24 protein-coding genes are annotated in these 20,086 nt (G+C 70.9%); 10 read left to right on the top strand and 14 right to left on the bottom strand.

Annotated elements, in window-relative coordinates:
• Positions 1-44 precede the first annotated feature (44 nt).
• Positions 45-317 (bottom strand): WhiB family transcriptional regulator, encoded by a 273-nt coding sequence (locus A6048_RS03010; RefSeq protein ID WP_107748882.1) that lies wholly within the window; start codon positions 315-317, stop codon positions 45-47.
• Positions 318-429: 112 nt separating this feature from the next.
• On the opposite strand from A6048_RS03010, the gene A6048_RS03005 reads away from it, so the two are divergent.
• Positions 430-1,029 (top strand): helix-turn-helix transcriptional regulator, encoded by a 600-nt coding sequence (locus tag A6048_RS03005; protein WP_244911049.1) that lies wholly within the window; start codon positions 430-432, stop codon positions 1,027-1,029.
• Between the two features lie 4 nt (positions 1,030-1,033).
• Here the strand turns inward: A6048_RS03005 and A6048_RS03000 are convergent, their stop codons facing one another.
• From A6048_RS03000 to A6048_RS02975, 6 genes are all read right to left on the bottom strand, one after another.
• Entirely contained in the window at positions 1,034-1,792 is a 759-nt protein-coding gene (locus A6048_RS03000) for an amino acid ABC transporter ATP-binding protein (protein WP_107748963.1), read from the bottom strand.
• Positions 1,793-1,814: 22 nt separating this feature from the next.
• Complete coding sequence (gene ehuD, locus A6048_RS02995; protein ID WP_107748884.1) at positions 1,815-2,471, bottom strand: ectoine/hydroxyectoine ABC transporter permease subunit EhuD; 657 nt, start codon at positions 2,469-2,471, stop codon at positions 1,815-1,817.
• Positions 2,471-3,166, bottom strand: a complete 696-nt coding sequence (ehuC, locus tag A6048_RS02990; protein ID WP_107748885.1) for an ectoine/hydroxyectoine ABC transporter permease subunit EhuC — start codon at positions 3,164-3,166, stop codon at positions 2,471-2,473. Before ehuC ends, ehuD begins: the two co-directional genes overlap by 1 nt.
• Positions 3,167-3,176: 10 nt before the next feature.
• The gene (gene ehuB / locus A6048_RS02985; protein ID WP_107748886.1) at positions 3,177-4,055 is read right to left on the bottom strand and encodes an ectoine/hydroxyectoine ABC transporter substrate-binding protein EhuB; all 879 of its coding nucleotides are present in this window, start codon (positions 4,053-4,055) and stop codon (positions 3,177-3,179) included.
• A gap of 105 nt (positions 4,056-4,160) precedes the next feature.
• Positions 4,161-4,862, bottom strand: a complete 702-nt coding sequence (locus A6048_RS02980) for a GntR family transcriptional regulator (protein WP_107748887.1) — start codon at positions 4,860-4,862, stop codon at positions 4,161-4,163.
• Positions 4,859-6,331, bottom strand: coding sequence for an amidase (locus A6048_RS02975; RefSeq protein WP_107748888.1), 1,473 nt, complete (start codon positions 6,329-6,331; stop codon positions 4,859-4,861). The genes A6048_RS02980 and A6048_RS02975 overlap by 4 nt, the downstream gene beginning before the upstream one ends.
• 135 nt (positions 6,332-6,466) lie before the next feature.
• On the opposite strand from A6048_RS02975, the gene otsB reads away from it, so the two are divergent.
• The 5 genes from otsB (at position 6,467) to A6048_RS02950 (ending at position 11,277) form a co-directional block, all read left to right on the top strand.
• Complete coding sequence (gene otsB / locus A6048_RS02970; protein ID WP_107748889.1) at positions 6,467-7,291, top strand: trehalose-phosphatase; 825 nt, start codon at positions 6,467-6,469, stop codon at positions 7,289-7,291.
• An 80-nt stretch (positions 7,292-7,371) separates the two neighbouring features.
• Entirely contained in the window at positions 7,372-8,475 is a 1,104-nt protein-coding gene (locus A6048_RS02965; protein ID WP_107748890.1) for a metal ABC transporter solute-binding protein, Zn/Mn family, read from the top strand.
• Positions 8,476-8,479: 4 nt separating this feature from the next.
• Entirely contained in the window at positions 8,480-9,349 is an 870-nt protein-coding gene (locus A6048_RS02960; protein ID WP_372450583.1) for a metal ABC transporter ATP-binding protein, read from the top strand.
• Between the two features lie 2 nt (positions 9,350-9,351).
• The gene (locus A6048_RS02955) at positions 9,352-10,200 is read left to right on the top strand and encodes a metal ABC transporter permease (RefSeq protein WP_107748892.1); all 849 of its coding nucleotides are present in this window, start codon (positions 9,352-9,354) and stop codon (positions 10,198-10,200) included.
• Between the two features lie 129 nt (positions 10,201-10,329).
• The gene (locus A6048_RS02950) at positions 10,330-11,277 is read left to right on the top strand and encodes an aminoglycoside phosphotransferase family protein (RefSeq protein ID WP_107748893.1); all 948 of its coding nucleotides are present in this window, start codon (positions 10,330-10,332) and stop codon (positions 11,275-11,277) included.
• A 19-nt stretch (positions 11,278-11,296) separates the two neighbouring features.
• Here the strand turns inward: A6048_RS02950 and rlmB are convergent, their stop codons facing one another.
• The 5 genes from rlmB to A6048_RS02925 are packed head-to-tail and all read right to left on the bottom strand — an operon-like array spanning position 11,297 to position 15,513.
• Positions 11,297-12,265: a 23S rRNA (guanosine(2251)-2'-O)-methyltransferase RlmB gene (rlmB, locus tag A6048_RS02945; RefSeq protein WP_107748894.1), complete on the bottom strand. Its 969-nt coding sequence runs from the start codon at positions 12,263-12,265 to the stop codon at positions 11,297-11,299.
• Between the two features lies 1 nt (position 12,266).
• Positions 12,267-13,682 (bottom strand): cysteine--tRNA ligase, encoded by a 1,416-nt coding sequence (gene cysS, locus A6048_RS02940; RefSeq protein WP_107748895.1) that lies wholly within the window; start codon positions 13,680-13,682, stop codon positions 12,267-12,269.
• Between the two features lie 42 nt (positions 13,683-13,724).
• A complete protein-coding gene (gene ispF / locus A6048_RS02935) occupies positions 13,725-14,207 on the bottom strand; it encodes a 2-C-methyl-D-erythritol 2,4-cyclodiphosphate synthase (RefSeq protein ID WP_107748896.1) in 483 nt (160 codons plus the stop codon).
• Positions 14,204-14,986, bottom strand: a complete 783-nt coding sequence (ispD, locus tag A6048_RS02930; protein ID WP_235027665.1) for a 2-C-methyl-D-erythritol 4-phosphate cytidylyltransferase — start codon at positions 14,984-14,986, stop codon at positions 14,204-14,206. The genes ispF and ispD overlap by 4 nt, the downstream gene beginning before the upstream one ends.
• Before the next feature lie 29 nt (positions 14,987-15,015).
• Positions 15,016-15,513 (bottom strand): CarD family transcriptional regulator, encoded by a 498-nt coding sequence (locus A6048_RS02925; protein ID WP_107748898.1) that lies wholly within the window; start codon positions 15,511-15,513, stop codon positions 15,016-15,018.
• Between the two features lie 197 nt (positions 15,514-15,710).
• Here A6048_RS02925 and A6048_RS02920 point away from each other — a divergent pair, with 197 nt between their 5' ends.
• Complete coding sequence (locus A6048_RS02920; RefSeq protein ID WP_107748899.1) at positions 15,711-16,274, top strand: hypothetical protein; 564 nt, start codon at positions 15,711-15,713, stop codon at positions 16,272-16,274.
• Between the two features lie 52 nt (positions 16,275-16,326).
• Positions 16,327-17,379 carry a DNA integrity scanning diadenylate cyclase DisA gene (gene disA / locus A6048_RS02915; protein WP_107748900.1) on the top strand — a complete coding sequence of 351 codons (1,053 nt, stop codon included), beginning with the start codon at positions 16,327-16,329 and terminating at the stop codon, positions 17,377-17,379.
• Between the two features lie 61 nt (positions 17,380-17,440).
• Here the strand turns inward: disA and A6048_RS02910 are convergent, their stop codons facing one another.
• Together A6048_RS02910 and A6048_RS02905 are read right to left on the bottom strand one after the other, a co-directional pair.
• Complete coding sequence (locus A6048_RS02910; RefSeq protein ID WP_107748901.1) at positions 17,441-18,091, bottom strand: hypothetical protein; 651 nt, start codon at positions 18,089-18,091, stop codon at positions 17,441-17,443.
• Between the two features lie 70 nt (positions 18,092-18,161).
• A complete protein-coding gene (locus A6048_RS02905; protein WP_107748902.1) occupies positions 18,162-18,815 on the bottom strand; it encodes a carbonic anhydrase in 654 nt (217 codons plus the stop codon).
• 38 nt (positions 18,816-18,853) lie between these two features.
• Here A6048_RS02905 and A6048_RS02900 point away from each other — a divergent pair, with 38 nt between their 5' ends.
• Together A6048_RS02900 and A6048_RS02895 are read left to right on the top strand one after the other, a co-directional pair.
• A complete protein-coding gene (locus tag A6048_RS02900) occupies positions 18,854-19,723 on the top strand; it encodes an HhH-GPD family protein (RefSeq protein WP_107748903.1) in 870 nt (289 codons plus the stop codon).
• Positions 19,724-19,762: 39 nt separating this feature from the next.
• The gene (locus A6048_RS02895; protein ID WP_107748904.1) at positions 19,763-20,071 is read left to right on the top strand and encodes an antibiotic biosynthesis monooxygenase family protein; all 309 of its coding nucleotides are present in this window, start codon (positions 19,763-19,765) and stop codon (positions 20,069-20,071) included.
• The last annotated feature ends 15 nt before the right edge of the window (positions 20,072-20,086 follow it).

Below are 20,086 nucleotides of genomic sequence, written 5' to 3'. Positions count from 1 at the left end.
GCCCACGGGGCCGGGCGCCGGTCAGGCGGGCACCGGGTGGGCTGTCAGCCGGTGCGGACGCGGCCGGCGAGACGGTGCCGCTCGGACTCCGACATCCCGCCCCAGACGCCGTAGAGCTCGCGGTGTGCCACCGCGTGCGCGCGGCACCTGTCGATCACCGGACACTGCGCGCACAGCTTCTTCGCCGCCGTCTCCTTGCGTCGACGCAGGCTCTTCGACTCGTCCTCGGTGTTGTAGAACAGGTCCGGCACGTCCTGGCACATCCCGTACTCGGCCCATGCCCATCGTTCGTCGATCCTGCTGGTAGCGGTCGTCATGCTTCTCCCCCCGTCGGATCCAGCTTCTTGCACGCGCCAGGTTGTTCGGCACACCCCCAGGGGTGGGATGGGTCACAACTGATAAAATTCGCGGATGGCCGTCAGGGTTTCGGTGGTAAACGACTACACGGTGGTCATCGCCGGCGTGCACGCGCTGCTCGCCCCCTACCCCGACCGGGTCGAGGTGGTGGTCAACGGGCCCGGTTCCCGCGACGGTGTACCCGTGGACGTCCTGCTGTTCGACACCTTCGCCTCCCCGGTGAACTGGCGGGCCCGGTGCTCGTCCATGGTCCTCGATCCGACGATCGGCGCCGTGGCCGTGTACTCGTTCGTCACCGACCCGCGGGCCGTCGAGGAGGCCTTCGCCTCGGGGGTCACGGGGTATCTGTCCAAGTCACTGTCCGGTGAGGATCTGGTCGGGGCCGTCGAACGTGTCGCGGCGGGCGAGCAGGTCCGGCTACTCGGCCACGACGGCGAGTACGCCTCCGCCGGATTGTGGCCGACCGGCGAGGCGGGTCTGAGCCCCCGCGAATCGGAGATGCTCGCGCTGATCGCCCAGGGCAGGTCCAACGAGGAGATCGCCTCTGCGTGCTACCTGTCGATCAACACGGTCAAGACCTACATCCGGGACGCGTACCGCAAGATCGGCGTGACGACCAGACCGCAGGCGGTGGCCTGGGCGATGCGGAGCGGGCTCGCGGTCACCCGCTGAGCGTTCAGTACCCCAGTACAGCGCCGAGGAATCTCCGGGTGCGCTCGTGGCCGGGCGAGTCGAAGAACTGCGCGGGCGGCGCCGACTCGACCGCGACGCCCTCGTCGAACATCACCACCCGGTCGGAGATCTCCCGGGCGAAGTTCATCTCGTGGGTGACCATGAGCATCGTCATGGTCGAGTCGTTGGCGAGGTCCCGGATCACCTTGAGCACCTCCCCCACGAGCTCGGGATCCAGGGCCGAGGTGGGTTCGTCGAAGAGCATGATGTCCGGCTTCGTGGCCATGGCCCGGGCGATCGCCACGCGCTGTTGCTGGCCACCGGACAGCTGCGGCGGCTTCTTGGCTGAATGGTCGGCCAGGCCGACGAGCGCGAGCAGCTCCTCCGCCTCCTGCCGCGCCGTCGCCTTGTCCTTGCCCAGCACGTGCACCGGCGCCTCCATGACGTTCTCCAGCGCGGTCATGTGTGGGAACAGGTTGAACTGCTGGAACACCATGCCGATCCGGCTGCGGATCTGCCTCATCCGCTTGGTCTCGCGGGGCCTCTTCCTCGCGACGTCGGTGTTCCACAACTCGTCGCCCTCGACCAGGACGCGTCCCGAGGTCGGGTACTCGAGGGTCATGAGCACTCGCAGGATCGTGGTCTTGCCGGAACCGGACGGACCGATGATCGAGATCTTCTCGCCCTTGGCAACAGTGAAGTCGAGCTCCCGCAGGACCTTGTTCTCCCCCCAGTTCTTGCTGACCTTCTCGAAGCGGACCATCGGTTCCCCTGGCTCGCCGAGCTCAGTGGACGGTGCCATAGCGGGTCTCCAATCGACGTAGGACGAGTGTGCACGGGACGCTCACGACGAGGTAGAGCAGCGCCGCGATGGTGAAGGGTTCGATGTAGCGGAACTCCGACTGCCCGATCGCCTTGGCCACGGACATGAGTTCGTAGACGGTGATGGCGGACAGGATGGCCGAGTCCTTGAACATCTGGATGAGGTAGTTGCCCAACAGGGGGACCACCCGTCGCACCGCCTGGGGCAGGACGATCCGTGTCCAGGTGCGTCCGCCCGGCAGATTGAGGGCCGTGGCGGCCTCCCACTGACCCACCGGGATCCCCTCGATACCGGACCGGTAGACCTCGGCCGTATAGGCGCTGTAGTTGACGCCGATCACGATGATGCCGGTGACCAGCGCGCTCATGGTGACGCCGTACTCCGGCAGGACGTAGAACACGAAGAACGCCTGGACGAGCAACGGAGTCCCACGGATGAAGTACACGAGAAATCCCAGGATCTGCGAGACCACCGGGATCCGCAGGTATCTGAACACGGCCACGAGCAACCCGAGGACAGCCGCGATGGCCATGCCGGCGAAGGTGATCTGCACCGTGGTGACCAGCCCCCGGAGCAGGTCCGGGATGATGCTGATCGCGAAGGCGTTGTCCCAGATCATCAGCTCACCCCCTGCGTCCGGCCGGTGAGGGCGGTGAGCAGCGACCGGCGCTCACGGGTCGGTGAGAACCGCCGCTCCAGGAGCGCGATGATCACCGAGATGACCAGACTCAGGACGAAGTACAGGAGCAGGATGATCCCGTAGATCAGGGCGGTCTCACCGGTGGCGGACCGGATGAGCCCCGCGTTGAAGGTCAGGTCCGCCACCGTCACCAGGGAGACCAGTGAGCTGTTCTTGAGCAGGTCCACCATGACGTTGCCCATGGGCGGCAGCATCGCCGGGATCGACTGCGGCAGCAGGATGCGGCGCATCCGCTGGGCGGGCGTCATGTTGAGCGCGATCGCGGCCTCCGTCTGGCCCTTCGGCCGGGACGCGATGGACCCGCGGACCACCTCCGAGGCGTACGCGCCCTCGTTGAGGCCCAGCGCGAGGACACCGGCGAAGATGGCGGTGAGCTGGACCCCGAAGAACGGGAGGGCGAAGAACAGCCAGAAGAGCTGCACCACCAGCGACGTGCCGCGGAGGAACTCCACGGTGCACGCCGCCGGCCAGCGCACCCAGCGGTGGGTGGACAGGCGCGCCAGGCCCAGGGCGAAGGCCACGACCAGCGCGAGCGCCGCGCCGAGGACCGTCACCTGGACGGTGGTGATGAAGCCCTGCCGGATGAGAGGGAGGTATTCGGCGATAGCGTCCATCGATCGCCGGTCAGCCGTCGACGGCGCAGAGTTCCTCGGTCGTCACGCCCTCGACGACGGTGGGGTCGAATCCCCACTTCTCGAGTATCTCGGCAAACTCGGGCTCGGTCTTGAACGACTCGAGCTCCTCGTTGTAGGCGTCGAGGAAGTCCTGGTCCTCGGTCCGGAACGCGGCGGACGAACCCGTGCTGGGGGCGTCCTCGATCGGCTCGGTGACCTCGACGCCCTCGAGCTCGCGCAGGGACAGCGTGGGCAGGAGGAAGGCGTCGATACGATCCGCGTTGAGCGCGTCGGCGCCGCCGCGGGCGTCGGTGACGTTGATGATCTGGCCGGCCCCGACTCCCGCCGTCTCGAGGATGCCCTGTTCGAACCCGCCGGGGACCACACCCACGCGCAGGTCCGGCCGCTCCAGGACGTCGGCGATGGTGAGGATGTTCTCCGGGTTGCCGGGCCGCACACCGAACGACTCGGTGGAGACGATCACGGGTGAGGCGTAGGCGACCTCGCGGCAGCGTGACTGCTTCATGAACAACCCCGCGGCGATGGTGTCCCACCTGTTGGCCTTGAGCCCCGGGATCATCGCGTCGTAGCCGGAGACGATGCCCTCGACCCTGTCGATCCCCATCCGCGCGGCGACGGCCCTGACGACGTCCGGCTCCGCGCCGGTGACGGTGCCGTCCGGAGCGAGCTCGGTGTAGGGCGGCTCGTTGCCGATGGCGATCCGCAGGCCCTGCTGTCGGGCCCGCTCGAGGAGGCCGCCGCCTCCGCCGGCCTCGGGGCCGCCGGTCTCCGTGGTGGTGCAGGCGGCGAGGGATCCACCGACCGCGACCACCCCGCCCAGTGCCAGTGCTCCCCGGAACAGTTGCCTTCGCGAGATGGTGGTGTTCATCGGTGCCTCCGTCGGGTTGAAGTTAACGGTTCATCGACCGTATGGCCGGGCGGTCCGGGTCCATCACCTAACGCGACAAGCGTGACCTCGCCGTAACAATGAACCTCAACGGGCCTCGCCACCCTCGCGGACCCGGACGAGCCCGTCCCTCATGTGGTCGACCAGCAACGCCCTGGCCCGATCCGGGTCCCCGGCACGCACGGCGTCGGCGATCGCACGGTGTTCGATGAGCCTTGACGCCGCGTCCGAGTAGGTGCCGCGCATGGCGTGCAGGCACATGCTCGTCTCGACCAGCACGGTCTCGTGGACCCTCGACAGGCGTGGGCTCCGGGCCGCCTCGACCAGGACGTGGTGGAAGTCCAGATCCGCGGCGACCATGGCCTCCGACCGCGGTTCGTCGGCGAGGGAGGCCATCGCGTCGACGGCGGCGTCGAGCGCGTCGGCGGTGACGACGCCCAGCCCGAGGTCGAGCACCCGGTCCAGCGCGGCGGTCTCGACGGTCGTGCGCAGCAGGTACATGTCCTCGACCGCCTCGGCGGAGAGGTCGGCGACGAACAGTCCCCGGTTGCGGTGTGAGACGAGCAGCCCCTCCTGCGTCAACCGTTGCATGGCCTCCCGCAACGGCCCGCGGCTCACGCCGAGCGACCTCGCCAGCGCGGCCTCCCCGAGCTGCGTACCCGGGGGGAACGTGCCGTCCGAGATCGCCCGGCGGAGGGTGCGCGCGATGAGCGCGGGGGTCGATTCCCGGACGACGGGCTCCAGCCCGGCGGCGGCCTCCGGACCAGGGTCCGGTCCGAGCGCGGTCATCCCCCGGCACCTCCGGCGGCGCCCGCGTGGACCCGTGGGGCGGGGACCACCCGGCCCAGCGCCGCCTCGAGAGCCGCACCGACCCGCACGACGAGCCGGTCGTCGAACCTGGCCCCCACGATCTGGATCCCCACCGGCAGCCCCGCGTCGGTGGTCCCACAGGGAATGCTCAGTGCCGGCTGCTGGGTCATGTTGAACGGATAGGTGTACGGGGTCCACGAGGTCCAGTCGGGGCTGTGCCAGCCCGGTGGCACGTCCGATCCGGCGGCGAACGCGGGGATCGGGGTGGTGGGTGTGATCAGGATGTCGTGACTCTGGTGGAAGTCGGCCATCCGTGCGCCCAGCGCCATCCGGACCGCCACCGCGTCGAGGTAGTCGGCGGCGGAGTGGTCGTGATACCGGCCCAGCGCCTCACGCATCGACGGGTCGACGTGGTCGATCGCGTCAGGGCCGTGCGGCGCCAGGACCGCCGCGAGGCCGGCGAACCACAGCACGTGGAAGGCGTCGACGGGATCGGTGACCCCGGGGTCCACCGACTCGACGCGCGCGCCCAGCGACGCCAGGACGTCGACCGCGCGCGCCACCTCGCGCTCCACCTCGGGGTCGTTGGTGCCGAAGCCCAGGTCGGGGCTGTACGCGACACGCAGACCCTCGAGCGGACGATCCCCGCCGGCGCCCTCGGTGGCCGCCGCGAGGTACCCGCCCGGGCCGGGGGTCGTGGCGCGGGCCGGCACCGCCGACCAGTCCCGGGGATCCGGACGGAGCAGCGCGTCCATGAACGCGGCGGTGTCGGCCACGGTGCGCGTCATCGGGCCGGCGTGGGCGAGTGTGCCGAACGGGCTCGACGGGAACATGGGGATCACGCCGTACGTGGGTTTGAGCGCGACGATCCCGCAGAACGCCGCGGGGATCCGGACCGAGCCGCCACCGTCGGTGCCCAGGGCGAGGGGCCCGAGCCCGGCGGCGACCGCGGCCGACGCCCCTCCGCTCGAGCCGCCCGGGGTGAGCGCCGTGTCGTGCGGGTTGCGGGTGATGCCGGTGAGCGTGTTGTCGGTGACCCCCTTCCAGGCGAACTCCGGGGTCGTGGTCTTGCCGATCACCACGCAGCCGGCCTCGTGCACCGCGGAGGTCACCGGGGCGTCGTCGGGCCACGAGTCGGGGTCGGCGGCCCCGGCCTTGTCGGCCAGCAGGCGCGATCCACGCAGTGTCGGGACCCCGCGGGTGTAGAAGATGTCCTTGATCGAGGTGGGGACGCCGTCGATCGGGCCGAGGGGTTCACCCCGCCGGTACCGGTCCTCCGATCGGCGGGCGGACGCGAGGGTCGCCTCTCGATCGAGGTGGCAGAAGGCGTTGATCTCGCCGTTGACCCGCTCGATCGCCTCCAGCGCGTGCTCCGCGGCGTCGACCGGTGAGAGCGAGCCGCTCCGGAAGCGCTCGGAGAGCTCCAGGGCCGTCAGGGAAGAAGTCATCCGTGTACCTTCCGTCAGATTGTCGACAATCCTACAGTCGGCCCCCTCGTCGTCAACACTCCGGTCACCCCGAATCCGCGGGCGCTGATCCGGACATCACAACCCCGGGCGGGTTCGCCTCCTAATCTGGGAGCCATGACCCCAGCTGACGACAGCACCCCCGACGGCACGTCCGCCCACCCCACCGGAACCCCTCCCGCCGTCGACCTCCCCCCCGAGCTCGCCGAGGCCCTGCGCAGAGCTGCGGAGACGCCCACCCTCGTGATCGCGTGCGACTACGACGGCACCCTGGCGCCGTTCGTCGACGACCCGACTCTCGCCGTCCCGGCGCCCGGCGCCATCGACGCCATCGAACGCCTCGCCGGGCTCCCGCGGACCACCGTCGCCCTGCTGTCCGGCCGCAACCGCGCCGCACTGGCCCAGGTGAGCGGCGCCGTCGCTCCGGTGGCCCTGGTGGGCAGCCACGGGTCGGAGTGGGAGGGCGGGTTCGACACGCCCCTGGACGACGACGAGCTCGCGCGGCTCGCCCGTGTGGGTTCCGAGCTCGAGGAGATCGTCTCGCGCACCCCCGGGGCGCACGTCGAACCCAAGCCCACGGCCGCCGTCCTGCACGTCCGCCCGGTCGAGGACCCGGCCCTGCGTCAGAAGGCGATGGCCGAGGCCATGGCCGGACCCGCTGCCCTCGACGGCGTCTTCGTGACCGAGGGCAAGAACGTCGTGGAGATCGCGGTCCGCGAGGCCAGCAAGGGCGCGGCGATCGAGAAGCTGGTCGAGCAGACCGGGGCGGAGATCGCGATCTTCATCGGCGACGACGTGACCGACGAGCGCGGTTTCGCGCGCCTCCGGGACGGGGATGTCGGCATCAAGGTCGGAGACGGCCAGACGCTCGCGGCCTACCGCGTGGCCGACATCCCGGCGGTGGTCGGGTTGCTCTCCCAGCTCGCCGAACTGCGGGCCTGACGCCCGGATTGCACCCGGGAGCGGTCGTCGCCGTACACTTAACGACAACGGTTCCCATTACTACGAGAGCGGTACTCGTGATGTCGTCATCCCCCTTCCCCCGCCGTCCCCGCCTGACGAGGGCGGCCGCCCTCACCATGGCCGCACTCGTCGGAGGGGCCGTCCTCACCGCCTGCGGGTCCGAGGACGGCACGGACGACGGGACCGCCGCCGGCGGCCTGAACCTCGTGGCCTCCACCACCGTCTACGCCGACATCGCCGAGCAGGTCGCCGGCGACAACGCGACCGTCGAGTCCGTGATCTACGACCCGGCCGCCGACCCGCACTCCTACGAGGCGAGCCCGGCCGATGCCGCGGCGGTCGCCGACGCGGACCTCGTGGTCTACAACGGAGCCGGCTACGACGCCTTCGTGGACCGGGCCCTGGAGAACGCCGCGGACGTCCCGGTGGTGCGGGCGGTCGACGAGTACGCGCGCGTGACCGGCGAGACGGTCGCCGAGCACTCACACGACGACGAGCACGGGGCCGCGGACGATCACGACGGCGATCACGACGACCACGGCGGGGACGACGAGCACGGAGCCGCGGACGACCACGGCACCGAGGATGACCACGAGGGCCACGACCACACCTCCGACACCAACGAGCACGTCTGGTTCAGCCTGCCCACCGCAGCGGCGGTGGCCGAACGGGTGGCGGAGGAGCTGGCGACGATCGACGAGGAGAACGCGGAGGAGTACCGGGACAACGCCCGCCGCTTCGCCGAGACCCTCACCCCGCTCGAGGAGCAACTCGACGTGATCCACGACCGCGGTCACTTCCCCTACGCGCAGACCGAGCGGGTCGGCGCCCACCTGTTCGACGCCGCCCACATGGTCGACCGGACCCCGCGCGGTTTCCTGTCCTCGATCGAGGACGACACCGACCCGTCCGCGGCCGACCTCTCCGCCATGCTCGACCTGATCGCCGAGCGAGAGGTCGCGTTCCTCGCGTTCAACAACCAGACCGAGACCCCCGTCACCGCCCGGGTCCGTGACGCTGCCGAGTCAGCGGACGTCGCCGTCGTCGACCTCACCGAGACCCTCCCCGAAGGCGTGGACTACACCACCTGGATGACCGGCATCGTCGACTCGCTGTCCTCGGCCCTCGCCGGGGCGACCCCGGTCGCCGACGGTGGGCACTGACCCGGTGTCACCCCACTTCCGCGGCACCCCCGGCCCCGGGCCCGTCGTCTCACTGGAGTCGGTGACGGTCTCACGCGGGGGGCGCACCCTCATCCGCGACCTCGACCTCGAGGTGGCCGCCGGCGAGTTCGTCGCGGTGCTCGGCCCCAACGGGGCCGGCAAGACCACCCTGCTCAAGGTGCTGCTCGGTGAACTGTCGCCCGATTCCGGGACCGTCCTCGTCGACGGCCGCGCCCCGGGCGACCGGGGAACCCACCTGGGATACGTCCCGCAGCAGCGGGCGTTCGATCCCGGCATCACCCTGCGTGGGCGCGACCTGGTGGGGCTCGGGATCGACGGCACCCGCTGGGGCCCGGGATGGCCGTCCGGACGTGGCGAGAAGCGTCGGGTGGTCGAGGACGCGCTGGACCGCCTCGGGGCCGGTGCGCTGGCGGACAAGCCGCTCGGGCGAATGTCCGGAGGCGAGCAGCAACGCGTCAGAGTGGCCCAGTCCATCGCCTGCGACCCGTGCGTCATGCTCTGCGACGAGCCACTGCTCAGCCTGGATCTCACCGGCCAGCGCACCGTCGCCGCCGTGCTCGACCACCGTCGCCGGCAACACGGGACCGCCGTCCTCTTCGTCACCCACGAGATCAACCCGGTCCTGCCGATGGTCGACCGGATCGTCTACCTGGTGGACGGGCGCCACCGCATCGGCACCCCGGAGGAGGTGTTCACCACCGAGGTCATGTCCGACCTCTATTCCTCCCCCGTCGAGGTACTGCGGGTGCGCGGCCAGATCATCGTGGTGGGCGACACCCAACACCTGTGCGCCGAACCCTGGTCGACCGGCCACCACCATCACGATGACACCCACCCCGGACACGGAGCCTAACGATGGACCGCCTGCTCGAGATCGCCGGATCTATCGCCGACACCGAGGTCACCGCGCACCTGCTCAGGCAGGACTTCGTGCTCTACGGTCTGGTCGCGATCGCGCTGCTCGGTCTGTTGGCGGGTGCGATCGGTCCGTTCATCGTGATGAGACAGATGTCGTTCTCCGTCCACGGGGCCAGCGAACTCGCCCTGACCGGAGCCGCCGCCGCCCTGCTTTTCGGTCTGAACCTGGGCCTGGGTGCGATCCTCGGTTCCGTGGTGGCCGCGCTGATCTTCGGGCTCATGGGCTCCCGCGCCTCCCAACGCGACAGCTCTATAGGCGTGGTCATGGCGTTCGGCCTGGGCATGGCCGTGCTGTTCATCCACCTCTACCCGGGCCGGTCGGGAACCAGCTTCTCGCTGCTCACCGGGCAGATCGTGGGTGTGTCCGAGAACGGCATGATCCAGATGGCGGTGGTCGCGGCGATCATCTGCGTCACGCTGATCGCGCTCTACCGGCCGCTGGTCTTCTCCTCCGCGGACCCCGAGGTCGCCGAGGCGCGGGGCGTGCCGGTGCGCGCCATCAACCTGATCTTCGCGGTGCTGGTGGGGCTCGCGGCCGCCCAGGCGGTCCAGGTGGTGGGTGCGCTACTCGTGCTCTCGCTGCTCATCACGCCGGCCGCGGCCGCCGCCGCGGTCACCTCCAGCCCGGGGCGGGCGATCGCACTGACGATCCTGTTCGCCCAGATCGCGGCGGTCGGCGGGATGCTGCTCTCGCTCGCGCCCGGGGTGCCGGTCTCGGTGTTCGTCACCACCATCTCGTTCGTCATCTACCTGGCATGCCGGGCGGTCGCCGCGGTACGGCGCTGACCCCGCGCCGGACCCAGACCCTGCCCAGGAACCCGCCCCGGCAATCCGCCCCGGCAATCCGCTCCGTGGCGGGGCACCTCACGGCCGCGGGATCAGCACGGACGGGGACGCATGACTACCGTCTGATGGGTGCCTACCGACCGCGACCTCGACCGCCCCGCCGACAGCCCGGCTGAGCTCGACGCGATCCGCGCCGCGTTCCCGACACTCACCTGGGATTCGGCGCAGCGGATCGACGAGGGCTGGGACCACGTCGTGGTGATCTGTCGCGGGTGCGGCGGGGTCGACTCCCTCGGGCACCGGGACCTGGTGTTCCGGTTCCCGACGGACGAGCAGGCGCTCGCGCAGCTACCGCAGGAGGTCGCCGTCCTCGACCACCTGGCCCCCAGGGTCGAGGCCGCGATGCCCCGGTACACCCACGTTCCGGCGGACGGCGGATTCGCCGGGTACCCGCTGGTGCGTGGGGAGAGGCTCACCCCGGCACTGCTCCGCAGCCTGCCCACGACGGACAGGACATCGGTCGCCGGGCAACTCGGTGCGCTGCTGGCGGCACTGCACGTGGCCGACACCTCCACGCCCCCGCTTGACCGGGTCCCGGACTCCTATCAGCCCGAGAACCTCGACTTCGTACGAGGGATAGTGGCCAACGACCTCCCAGCGGTGTTCACCGGCGACGAGCTGCGGACCGCGCAGGAGATCTGCGACGAGGTCGCCGCGTTGCAGTCCACCCTGCTACCGCGGGTCTTCCTGCACAACGACGTCTACACACGCCACCTGTACTGGGATCGGGAGACGTCGCCGGGTCGGCTGGGGCTCATCGACTTCACCGACATGTGCCTCGGCGACCCGGCGGTCGACTTCGCCGAACTGTACGAGTACGGGCCGCGATTCGTCGACGAGGTGGTGGCGCACTACGTCGGCGGGATCGACCACACCTTCCTCGACCGGGCGTGGACCTATCAACGATTCGCCGGGCTCTACATGGTCGTCGGCCACCTCTACTACGGCGAGGAGACGTGGGAGTACGCGCGGGCGACGTTCGACCGGTGCCGGTCTCCCCGCCGCCCGCGGGCGTGAGCGGGCTCCGAGGTGGCCGCTATCCCTTGACGCGCCGCTGACGCGAGAACTCCGAGAGCACGACGCCGGCCGCGACGGACGCGTTGAGGCTCTCCACTCCCCCGGTGATCGGGATGGACAGGATCGAGTCACAGTTCTCGCGCACGAGCCGCGAGAGGCCCTTGCCCTCGGATCCCACCACCACGACCGTGGGACCGGTGCCGTCGTAGCTGTCCAGGGTGGTGTCGCCGTCGGCGTCCAGCCCCACGAGCTGTACCCCGGCCTTGGCCCAGTCGAGCAGAGTGCGGTTGAGGTTGGTGGCCCTGGCCACCGGCAGCCGGGCGGCGGCACCGGCGGAGGCGCGCCACGCCACGGCCGTGATGGACGCGCTGCGCCGCTCGGGGATGAGGACGCCGTGCCCACCGAACGCGGCGGTCGAACGGATGACGGCCCCGAGGTTGCGGGTGTCGGTGATGTTGTCCAGCGCCACGAGCAGAGCGGGCTGGGACGACCCCATCGCGATGTCGAGCAGGTCCTTGGGGTCCGTGTACTGGTACGGCGGCACCTGCAGACCGATCCCCTGGTGCATGCCGTTCGAGACCATGCGGTCGAGGTCGGTGCGCGGCACCTCGAGGATCGAGATCCCCTTGTCCGCACAGAGGTGGACGGCCTCGGTCAGCCGCTCGTCGGCCTCCGAGCCGATCGCCACGTACAGCGCGGTCGCGGGCACGCCGGCGCGGAGGCACTCCACCACCGGGTTGCGGCCCACCACGTACTCCGGCCCATCGGCCTGCTTCTGCGCATACCGGCGGCGCTGCTGCGTGGTGTCCGCCTTGCGCGAGGCGGCGTTGGCCTTGCGGTGCGCCGAGTGATAGGTCCGGTCCTCGGCCTTGGGGGTGGCGCCGCGGGGCTCGAGTCCCCGTCGTCGCTGCCCGCCGGAGCCCACGACCTGGCCCTTCTTGGTGCCGGATTTGCGGATCGCGCCGCGTCGGCTCGAATTGCCAGCCATGTCAGTCCTTCCGGTTGGCGAGCGACCATTTCTGGCCGTCCGCGGTATCGGCCACCTCGATGCCGGCGGTGACCAGGCGGTCCCGGATGGCATCGGAGGTGGCGAAGTCCTTGTTCGAGCGCGCCTCGTCGCGCGCCTCGAGTTCTGCGCGCACGAGCGAGTCGAGCGCTGTGGTGACCGCGTCGTCCGCGCCACCGTCGGCGACCCAGTGGGGGTCGAGGGGGTCGACGCCCAGCACGGCCGTCATGGCCCGGACCGCCGATGCGGCGGCCAGCGCCGCGTCGTGGTCGCCGGACGCCAGGGCGGAGTTCCCCGCACGCACCCGGCCGTGGATCTCCGCCAGTGCGGCGGGGACCCCGAGGTCGTCGTCCATCGCCGCGGCGAAGCCGTCGGTCCACCGTCCCACGGGCACCTCGCCACCGGCCTCGGCCACACGCCGCACGAACGCCTCGATCCTCCGGTAGCCGGCGGCCGCCTCCTGCAGCGCCTCCGGCGAGTACTCGAGCATCGACCGGTAGTGGGCGCTGCCCAGGTAGTAGCGCAGTTCGACGGGGCGCACCGCGGTGAGGATGTTGGGCACGCTGAGCACATTGCCCAGGGACTTGCTCATCTTCTCCCCGGCCATGGTCACCCACCCGTTGTGCAGCCAGTACCGGGCGAACCCGTCGCCGGCCGCGTGCGACTGGGCCGCCTCGTTCTCGTGGTGCGGGAACTGCAGGTCGAGGCCACCGCCGTGGATGTCAAAGGTCCCACCGAGGTACCAGGTCGCCATGGCCGAGCACTCGAGGTGCCAGCCCGGCCGGCCCTCGCCCCACGGGGTGGGCCAGCTGGGCTCGCCCGGCTTGGCCGCCTTCCACAGGGCGAAGTCGCGGCTGTCGCGCTTCCCGCGCAGGTCCGCCGCCTCACCCTGGTCGACCTCGTCCAGGCGGTGACCCGACAGGTGCCCGTAGTCGCCCTCCGGGGCGGTCGACCAGGCGGCCACGTCGAAGTAGACGCTCCCCTCGGCCGGGTAGGCGAAACCGCGCTCGATGAGCCGCTCCATGTAGTCGACCATCTGCGTGACGTGCCCGGTCGCCCGCGGCTCGGTGGACGGCGGCAGGACCCCGAGGGCGTCATAGGCTCTGGTGAACTCCCGTTCGTGGGTGGCGACCCACTCCCACCACGGTCGACCGTTCTCGGCGGCCTTGGTCAGGATCTTGTCGTCGATGTCGGTGACGTTGCGGACGAACGCCACGTCGTAACCCGTCGCCAGCAGCCAGCGGCGCAGCACGTCGAAGGCGACGCCGGACCGGACGTGGCCGATGTGCGGGACGGACTGAGGGGTGGCCCCACAGAGGTAGACGGACGCGTGCCCCTCCCGGACAGGGGTGAACTCCCGGAGGGAGCGGGAGGCGGTGTCGTACAGATGGAGCGTCACGGGTAGCGAGTCTACCGGTGAGGAACCCTCCCGCCCGCTTCGTCAGCTCCGGAACACCAGAGCGGTCGCCACGGCGGAGACCCCTTCGCCGCGACCGGTGAAGCCCATTCCGTCGGTCGTGGTGGCCGACACGGAGACCGGGGCGCCGATGATCGCGGAGAGTGTGTCCTGCGCCTCGAGCCGTCGCGGACCCATCTTGGGCCGGTTGCCCACCATCTGTACGGCCGCGTTGCCTATCGCCCACCCGTGTCCGGCGAGTTCCGCCACCGCCTCGCGGAGCAGTCGCTCTCCGGAGACGTCGTCGTACTCGGCGCGGCCGGTGCCGACCAGGGTGCCGAGGTCGCCCAGGCCCGCCGCGGACAGGAGGGCGTCGACCAGAGCGTGTGCCACGACGTCGCCGTCGGAGTGCCCCTCGCAGCCGGCGTCGTCCGGGAAGTGCAGGCAGGCCATCATGCAGGGCTTGCCCGGCTGCACCTGGTGGGCGTCGGTGCCGATGCCCACGCGCGGGATCACGGGTCCGGTCACGGATCCTCCTTCGAGTTCTTCCGGTGCACGGATTCTTCCAGCGCACGGACTTCTTCCAGCGCACGGGCGTGGTCGGACGCCGTGGTGATCTTGAACGACAGCACGTCTCCGGCGACCGTCGCGACCCGCCTGCCCAGTCGCTCGACCAGCCCGGCGTCATCGGTGGCCACGTCCCCGGCCGCGTCGTAGGCGGCGAGGAGCACGTCGGGCGCGAACCCCTGTGGTGTCTGGACGGCCCGCAGGGCGGCGCGGTCAGGCGTCCCCACCACGTACCCGCCGGCGTCGACCTGCTTGACGGTGTCGATGACGGGGAGAACGGGCACCACCGCGCCCTCCCCCGACCTGACGGCCTCGACGACGCGCAGGATCGGTGCCGCGGGGGTGAGGCAGCGCGCCGCGTCATGGACCAGGACCACGTCGTGGACCGAGGTCCCGGATCGCGCGAGGGAGGCGGTGAGGACCGCGAGCCCGTTCCGCACCGAGTCGGTGCGCTGCGCCCCACCCGTGGTGACGACGACGAGGTGGTCCCCGGAGCGGAGCGGTGCGAGCAGCTCCTCCGCCTCGGCCACGCGGTCCCCCGGGACCACTGCCACGACGTCGTCGACGGCCCCGCTCGCCAGCAGCCCGGCGACGGCCCGCTCGAGCATCGTCCGGCCGGACACCTCGACGAACGCCTTGGGCACACCGGCTCCCAGCCTGACACCGGACCCTGCCGCGGGAACGACGGCGGCCACCCTGCCCGTGGGGGCGGGGTGGCCACTCGACTCGTGCTGCGTCACCTAGTACCGGGTCACTCGCGCAGGTCGCGTCAGGCCGGTGCGGCCGCGGACGCCAGGACCTGCTCGAGGAGCTCGTCCGCACGGTGCTCGTCGGCACGGTCGGCCAGCGCGAGCTCACCCACCAGGACCTGCCGCGCCTTGGCGAGCATGCGCTTCTCGCCCGCGGACAGACCGCGGTCCAGATCGCGACGCCACAGGTCGCGGACGACCTCGGCGACCTTGTTCACGTCCCCCGAGGCCAGCTTCTCCCCGTTCGCCTTGTAGCGGCGCGACCAGTTGGTCGGCTCCTCCGCGTGCTCGGTGCGCAGGACATCGAAGACCTTGTCGAGCCCCGCCTCGTCGACCACATCGCGTACGCCCACGTACTCGGCGTTCTCGGCCGGTACCCGGACCGTGAGATCGCCCTGTGAAACCTTGAGGACGAGGTATTCCTTCTCGGTGCCCTTGACCGTCCGCATCTCGATCGCCTGGATACTTGCGGCGCCGTGATGCGGGTAGACGACAGTGTCGCCGACCTTGAACTCCATGAGTGGCTTTCCCCTTTCGACTGAGCCATCTTAGCACGCCCTCAGCGCTGGGGTTATCCGTTTATGCAGGTCAGAAACCCGAATGGCCCGGCTGGTGAATCCGGGGGGTGTGAGGGGCGCACTCTGACGCCGGTCATGACCAGCCGTGGACTACGATGAGACCGGCCTGAGAACGACCATCCCCCGAGGAGCCTGACGTGACTTCACCGAACACCGGCCTGCGCCGCACCGCGCTCGTAGTCCTGGCCGTGGGTACCGCCGTCGGCATGTCCGCGTGTGGCGCCGGCCAGGTCTCCCAGACGGCCAGCCAGGTCGCCGCGGTGGACGGTGGACAGGGTTCCGCGGGCGATCTCTACGTCAACGACCTCGTGGTGGTCCTCCCCGAGACGGGTGAGGCCCGGCTCGGGTTCGCCGCCTCCTACACCGGTTCCGGTATCGGTGAGTCCGTCTCCCTCGACCGGGTCGAGATCGACGGTATGGAGGCCCAGATCGGCGAGACGCAGCCCCTCGGTCGCGGGTGTTCACTGATCGTCTCGGCGGCCGCCGACGCCGAGCCCGTCCCCGCCGGTGACGACCTCTGCGTCGAGCGGACCACCGCCACCCTCCCCGGAGCCGACGACCTCGACATCGGCACCTCGGTGCCGGCCACCGTCTCCTTCTCCAACGGCGACCAGATCGAGATGGACGCGGCCGTCATCGCCGAGGTCCCGGCCAGCGACGAGTACACCCGTCCGGTCGAGACCCACGCCGAGGGGCACTGAGACGTCCGCCCTGTCCGCCCGCGCGGCCGACGGATCACCCGTCGACGCGGCCGTGCGCGCCGTCCTCCGGCGTCTCGCCCCGGGCACTCCACTACGTGACGCCCTGGACCGCATCCGACGCAGCGGTACCGGCGGTCTCGTCGTCCTGGGCGACGACCCCGCCGTCCAGGAGATCTGCGACGGCGGCGTGGCCCTGGACGTCGAGTTCACCCCGGCGCGGCTGCGTGAGCTGAGCAAGATGGACGGCGCCGTGGTGCTGTCCACGGACGGCACGCGCATCACCCACGCCAACGTCCACCTGGTCCCCGACCCCACCCTGCCGGCGGTGGAGACCGGGACCCGTCACCGAGCGGCCGAGCGCACCGCGCTGCACACCGGGGTCCCGTCGGTGGCGGTGTCCGCCTCGATGACCACCGTGACCGTCTACGCGGAAGGGCAGGCCCGGGTCCTGGCCGACCCCGTGGTCCTGTTGGCCCGCGCGGACCAGACCGTGGCCACCATGGAACGCCACGGTGCCCGCACCGCCCGAGCCCGCGCCCGACTCGACCGCGCGGAGATCGGCGGGTACGCCTCCGTCCGCGACGTCGTGACGATGGCGCAGCGCCTGATCCGGTTGGATCGTCTCGGGGCCGAACTGGCCGAACTCACCGTGGAGATGGGCGAGTACGGGCGTCAGACCACGCTCCAGCTCGAGGAGCTGCTGGCCGACACCCCGGACGAGCTGTGGGGCCTCGTCGCCGACCACCTCGCCGTGGACCCCACCGGCGGAAACCCGGTCCCCACGGCCGAGCAGGTGACGAACGGCCTCGAGCGCCTGGCCGCCCTCACCGACGCCGACCTCCTCCTCCCCGGCCCCGTCGCCCGCTGCCTGGGCCTGCCCGCGGAGCCGGAGGACCTCGACGAGCACGTCACCGCGCGTGGACACCGGATGCTCGCCCACATCCCCAGACTCCGGCCCGTCCAGATCTCCGCTCTGGTCGAACGGTTCGGATCGGTTCCGGCACTGTTGGCCGCCGAACAGACCGACTTCGCGGACGTGGAGGGGGTGGGCGCCCTGTGGGCCCGACACGTCCGCCAGTGGCTCACCGGCCTGGGGTCGACCTAGGCGTGATGCCCGGGGGCCGGACGCCGTCGCAGGTCACCCCGAGCGTTGGTCACACCGGACGTCAGTCTCCCTCGACCACGTTGAAGGTGGCGGCCGGGCTGAAGACGTTCCCGACCAGCGCGTAGACCTGGTAGGCGCCGACCTCGACGGGCGTCCGATCGGCCTCCGAGCAGGCGCCCTCCGCGGAGCTGCGGCCGGTCCAGTCGATCTGACGGGGCTCGGGCTCACCGGGCCGCAGGTCGACCTCGTCCTCGTCCCGGGGGGTGGTGCAGTCGATGCTCGACCAGACCTTGACGTTCGTGTCCAGGCGGTAGACCTCGAAGGACAGCGGCGCCTCGGCGAGGTCGCGATCGCACGTGGTGTCCGAGGTGTTGAGGATGTTGACGAAGAACCGGACGTCCTCCCCGACGGGCACGTTGGGCTCGGCGGACCAGACCTCCAGGCTCAGGTCCTCGTCCGCGCACCGTCCCCGCGAGGCCCCGCCGTCGTCCCGGGCGGTGGTCTCGGACGTCGTCGTCTCCGAGGTGGTGGCCGCCTCGGCCGAGTCGATCTCGCCGCCCGCCGCCGAGTCCTGGGTGTCCGTGCCGCTGTCCCGGGAGGCCAGGAACAGCGCCAGCACCACCGCCAGGACGGCGACGACCGCGATGGCGACGGCGGCGACGCGGCGACGCACATAGACTTCGCGCGGTAGGGAGCCCTGGGGTTCGTGCACGGGCCCAACTCTAGGGCCGAGGGCGCGCCGCGCCGGATCCCCCTCGCGGCGTGTCCCTAGACCGCGTTCATCAGACCGCGATCATCTCCTCGCCCGGACCGTGGGGGGTGTCCTCGACCTCCCCCAACGCGCTGCGCAGGTATGCGCGCCCGTCGGAGAGCTTGTAGGTCACACCGACGATGGCGAGGCGACCCTCCTCGATGCGGTCGCTGATGATCTTGGAGCGCTGCTTGAGCAGTTCACCGGTCTCCAGGACGTGGCGCGCCTCGAAGTCGTCGATGGTGCTGAGCCCCTCACGGCGCCCGTTGAGGATCGAGGGCGAGACCTTCTCCACCACGTCGCGCAGGAACCCGGGCGGGATCTCCCCGGTGTTCAGCGCATCGACGGTGGCCTTGACGGCGCCACAGCTGTCGTGGCCGAGCACCACGATGAGCGGGGTGTCGAGCACGTGGACCGCGTACTCGATCGACCCGAGCACCGCCGAGTCGCTGATGTGGCCGGCGGTGCGGATCACGAAGAGGTCGCCGAGGCCCTGATCGAAGATGATCTCGGCCGCCACCCGGGAGTCCGAGCAGCCGAACAGCACGGCCTTGGGGTGCTGCGCCGCGACGAGCTTCTCCCGCCGCTCGGTATTCTGGCTGGGATGACGCATCTGCCCTTCGACGAATCGATGGTTGCCGTCGCGGAGCGAGGCCCAGGCCTTGATGGGATCGGTATGAGGCATGACTCATATTGTGCACACTCCGCCACCGTGGAGCCACGGTGACCTCCGTCGACACACCCGCTCTCCTCTCCTGGTTCGACCGTGCGGGCCGACCCCTGCCCTGGCGCGGGCCGGACGTCAGCGCGTGGGAGATCCTGCTCTGCGAGGTCATGAGCCAGCAGACCCCCGTCGCGCGGGTGGAACCGGTCTGGCGGGCGTGGCTCGAGCGGTGGCCCGGTCCGGCCGAACTGGCCGCGGCATCCCCCGCCGAGGTGATCCGGATGTGGGGCAAACTCGGCTATCCCCGTCGCGCCCTCCGGCTGCAGGAGTGCGCCCTCGTCGTCGTCGATCACCACGGCGGCGAGGTCCCCACCGACGTCGAGGCCCTGCTCGCACTACCGGGCGTCGGCGACTACACCGCCCGCGCGGTGGCGTGCTTCGCCCACGGTCAGCGCGTCCCCGTGGTCGACACCAACGTGCGGCGGGTGGTCGCACGGGCGGTGGGCGGGGCCGCCGAGGCCGGGCCGCCGTCCACCCGACGCGACCTCTCGGCGGTCGACGCCCTGCTGCCGGCGGGCCGCGAACGGGCGGTCGCCTTCTCCGTGGCCCTGATGGAGCTCGGCGCGCTGGTCTGCACCGCCCGGGTGCCGCGGTGCGACGACTGCCCCCTCGCCCCCTCCTGCGCGTGGCTGGCCGCCGGCAGACCCGAGTGGGACGGGCCCCGGCGCCGGACCCAGACCTTCGCCGGCACCGACCGTCAGGTCCGCGGCCTGCTCCTCGACGTCCTGCGCGACGGCGACGGAGCAGCCGACCGGGACCGTCTGGACGCGGTCTGGCCGGACGCGGTCCAGCGCGAGCGCGCGCTCGATTCGCTGGTCGCCGACGGGTTGATGGTGCGGGCCGGGGACCGGTACTCGCTGCCGGGTTGACCGGCCGGGGCCGCGACACCAAAGCGTAGGCTCACCTACATGGCCGTCGTGAAGATCAATGCCCTGTCCGTACCGACCCAGGCCGGTGCCGAGCTCGAGCGCCGGTTCGCCGAGCGCGCGCACACCGTGGAGAACTCCCCCGGGTTCCTAGGCTTCCAGCTGCTGCGTCCCACCGCCGGCGAGGACCGCTACTTCGTGGTGACCACCTGGGAGGACGAGGCGTCCTTCGCCGCATGGCGCGACGGCGACGCCCGGACCGCCCACGCCGGCCAGCACGGCAAGCCCGTCGCCGAGGGGGCCAACCTCCTCGAGTTCGACGTCGTGTTGGACGTCAAGCCCTCCGCCTGACCCCCGGCACCTCCA

Origin of the sequence: Dietzia psychralcaliphila (genome assembly GCF_003096095.1) — a bacterium.
Lineage (GTDB): Bacteria > Actinomycetota > Actinomycetes > Mycobacteriales > Mycobacteriaceae > Dietzia > Dietzia psychralcaliphila.
The sequence above is the reverse complement of the archived record's forward strand: the minus strand, read 5'-3'. Positions and strand labels throughout refer to the sequence as shown.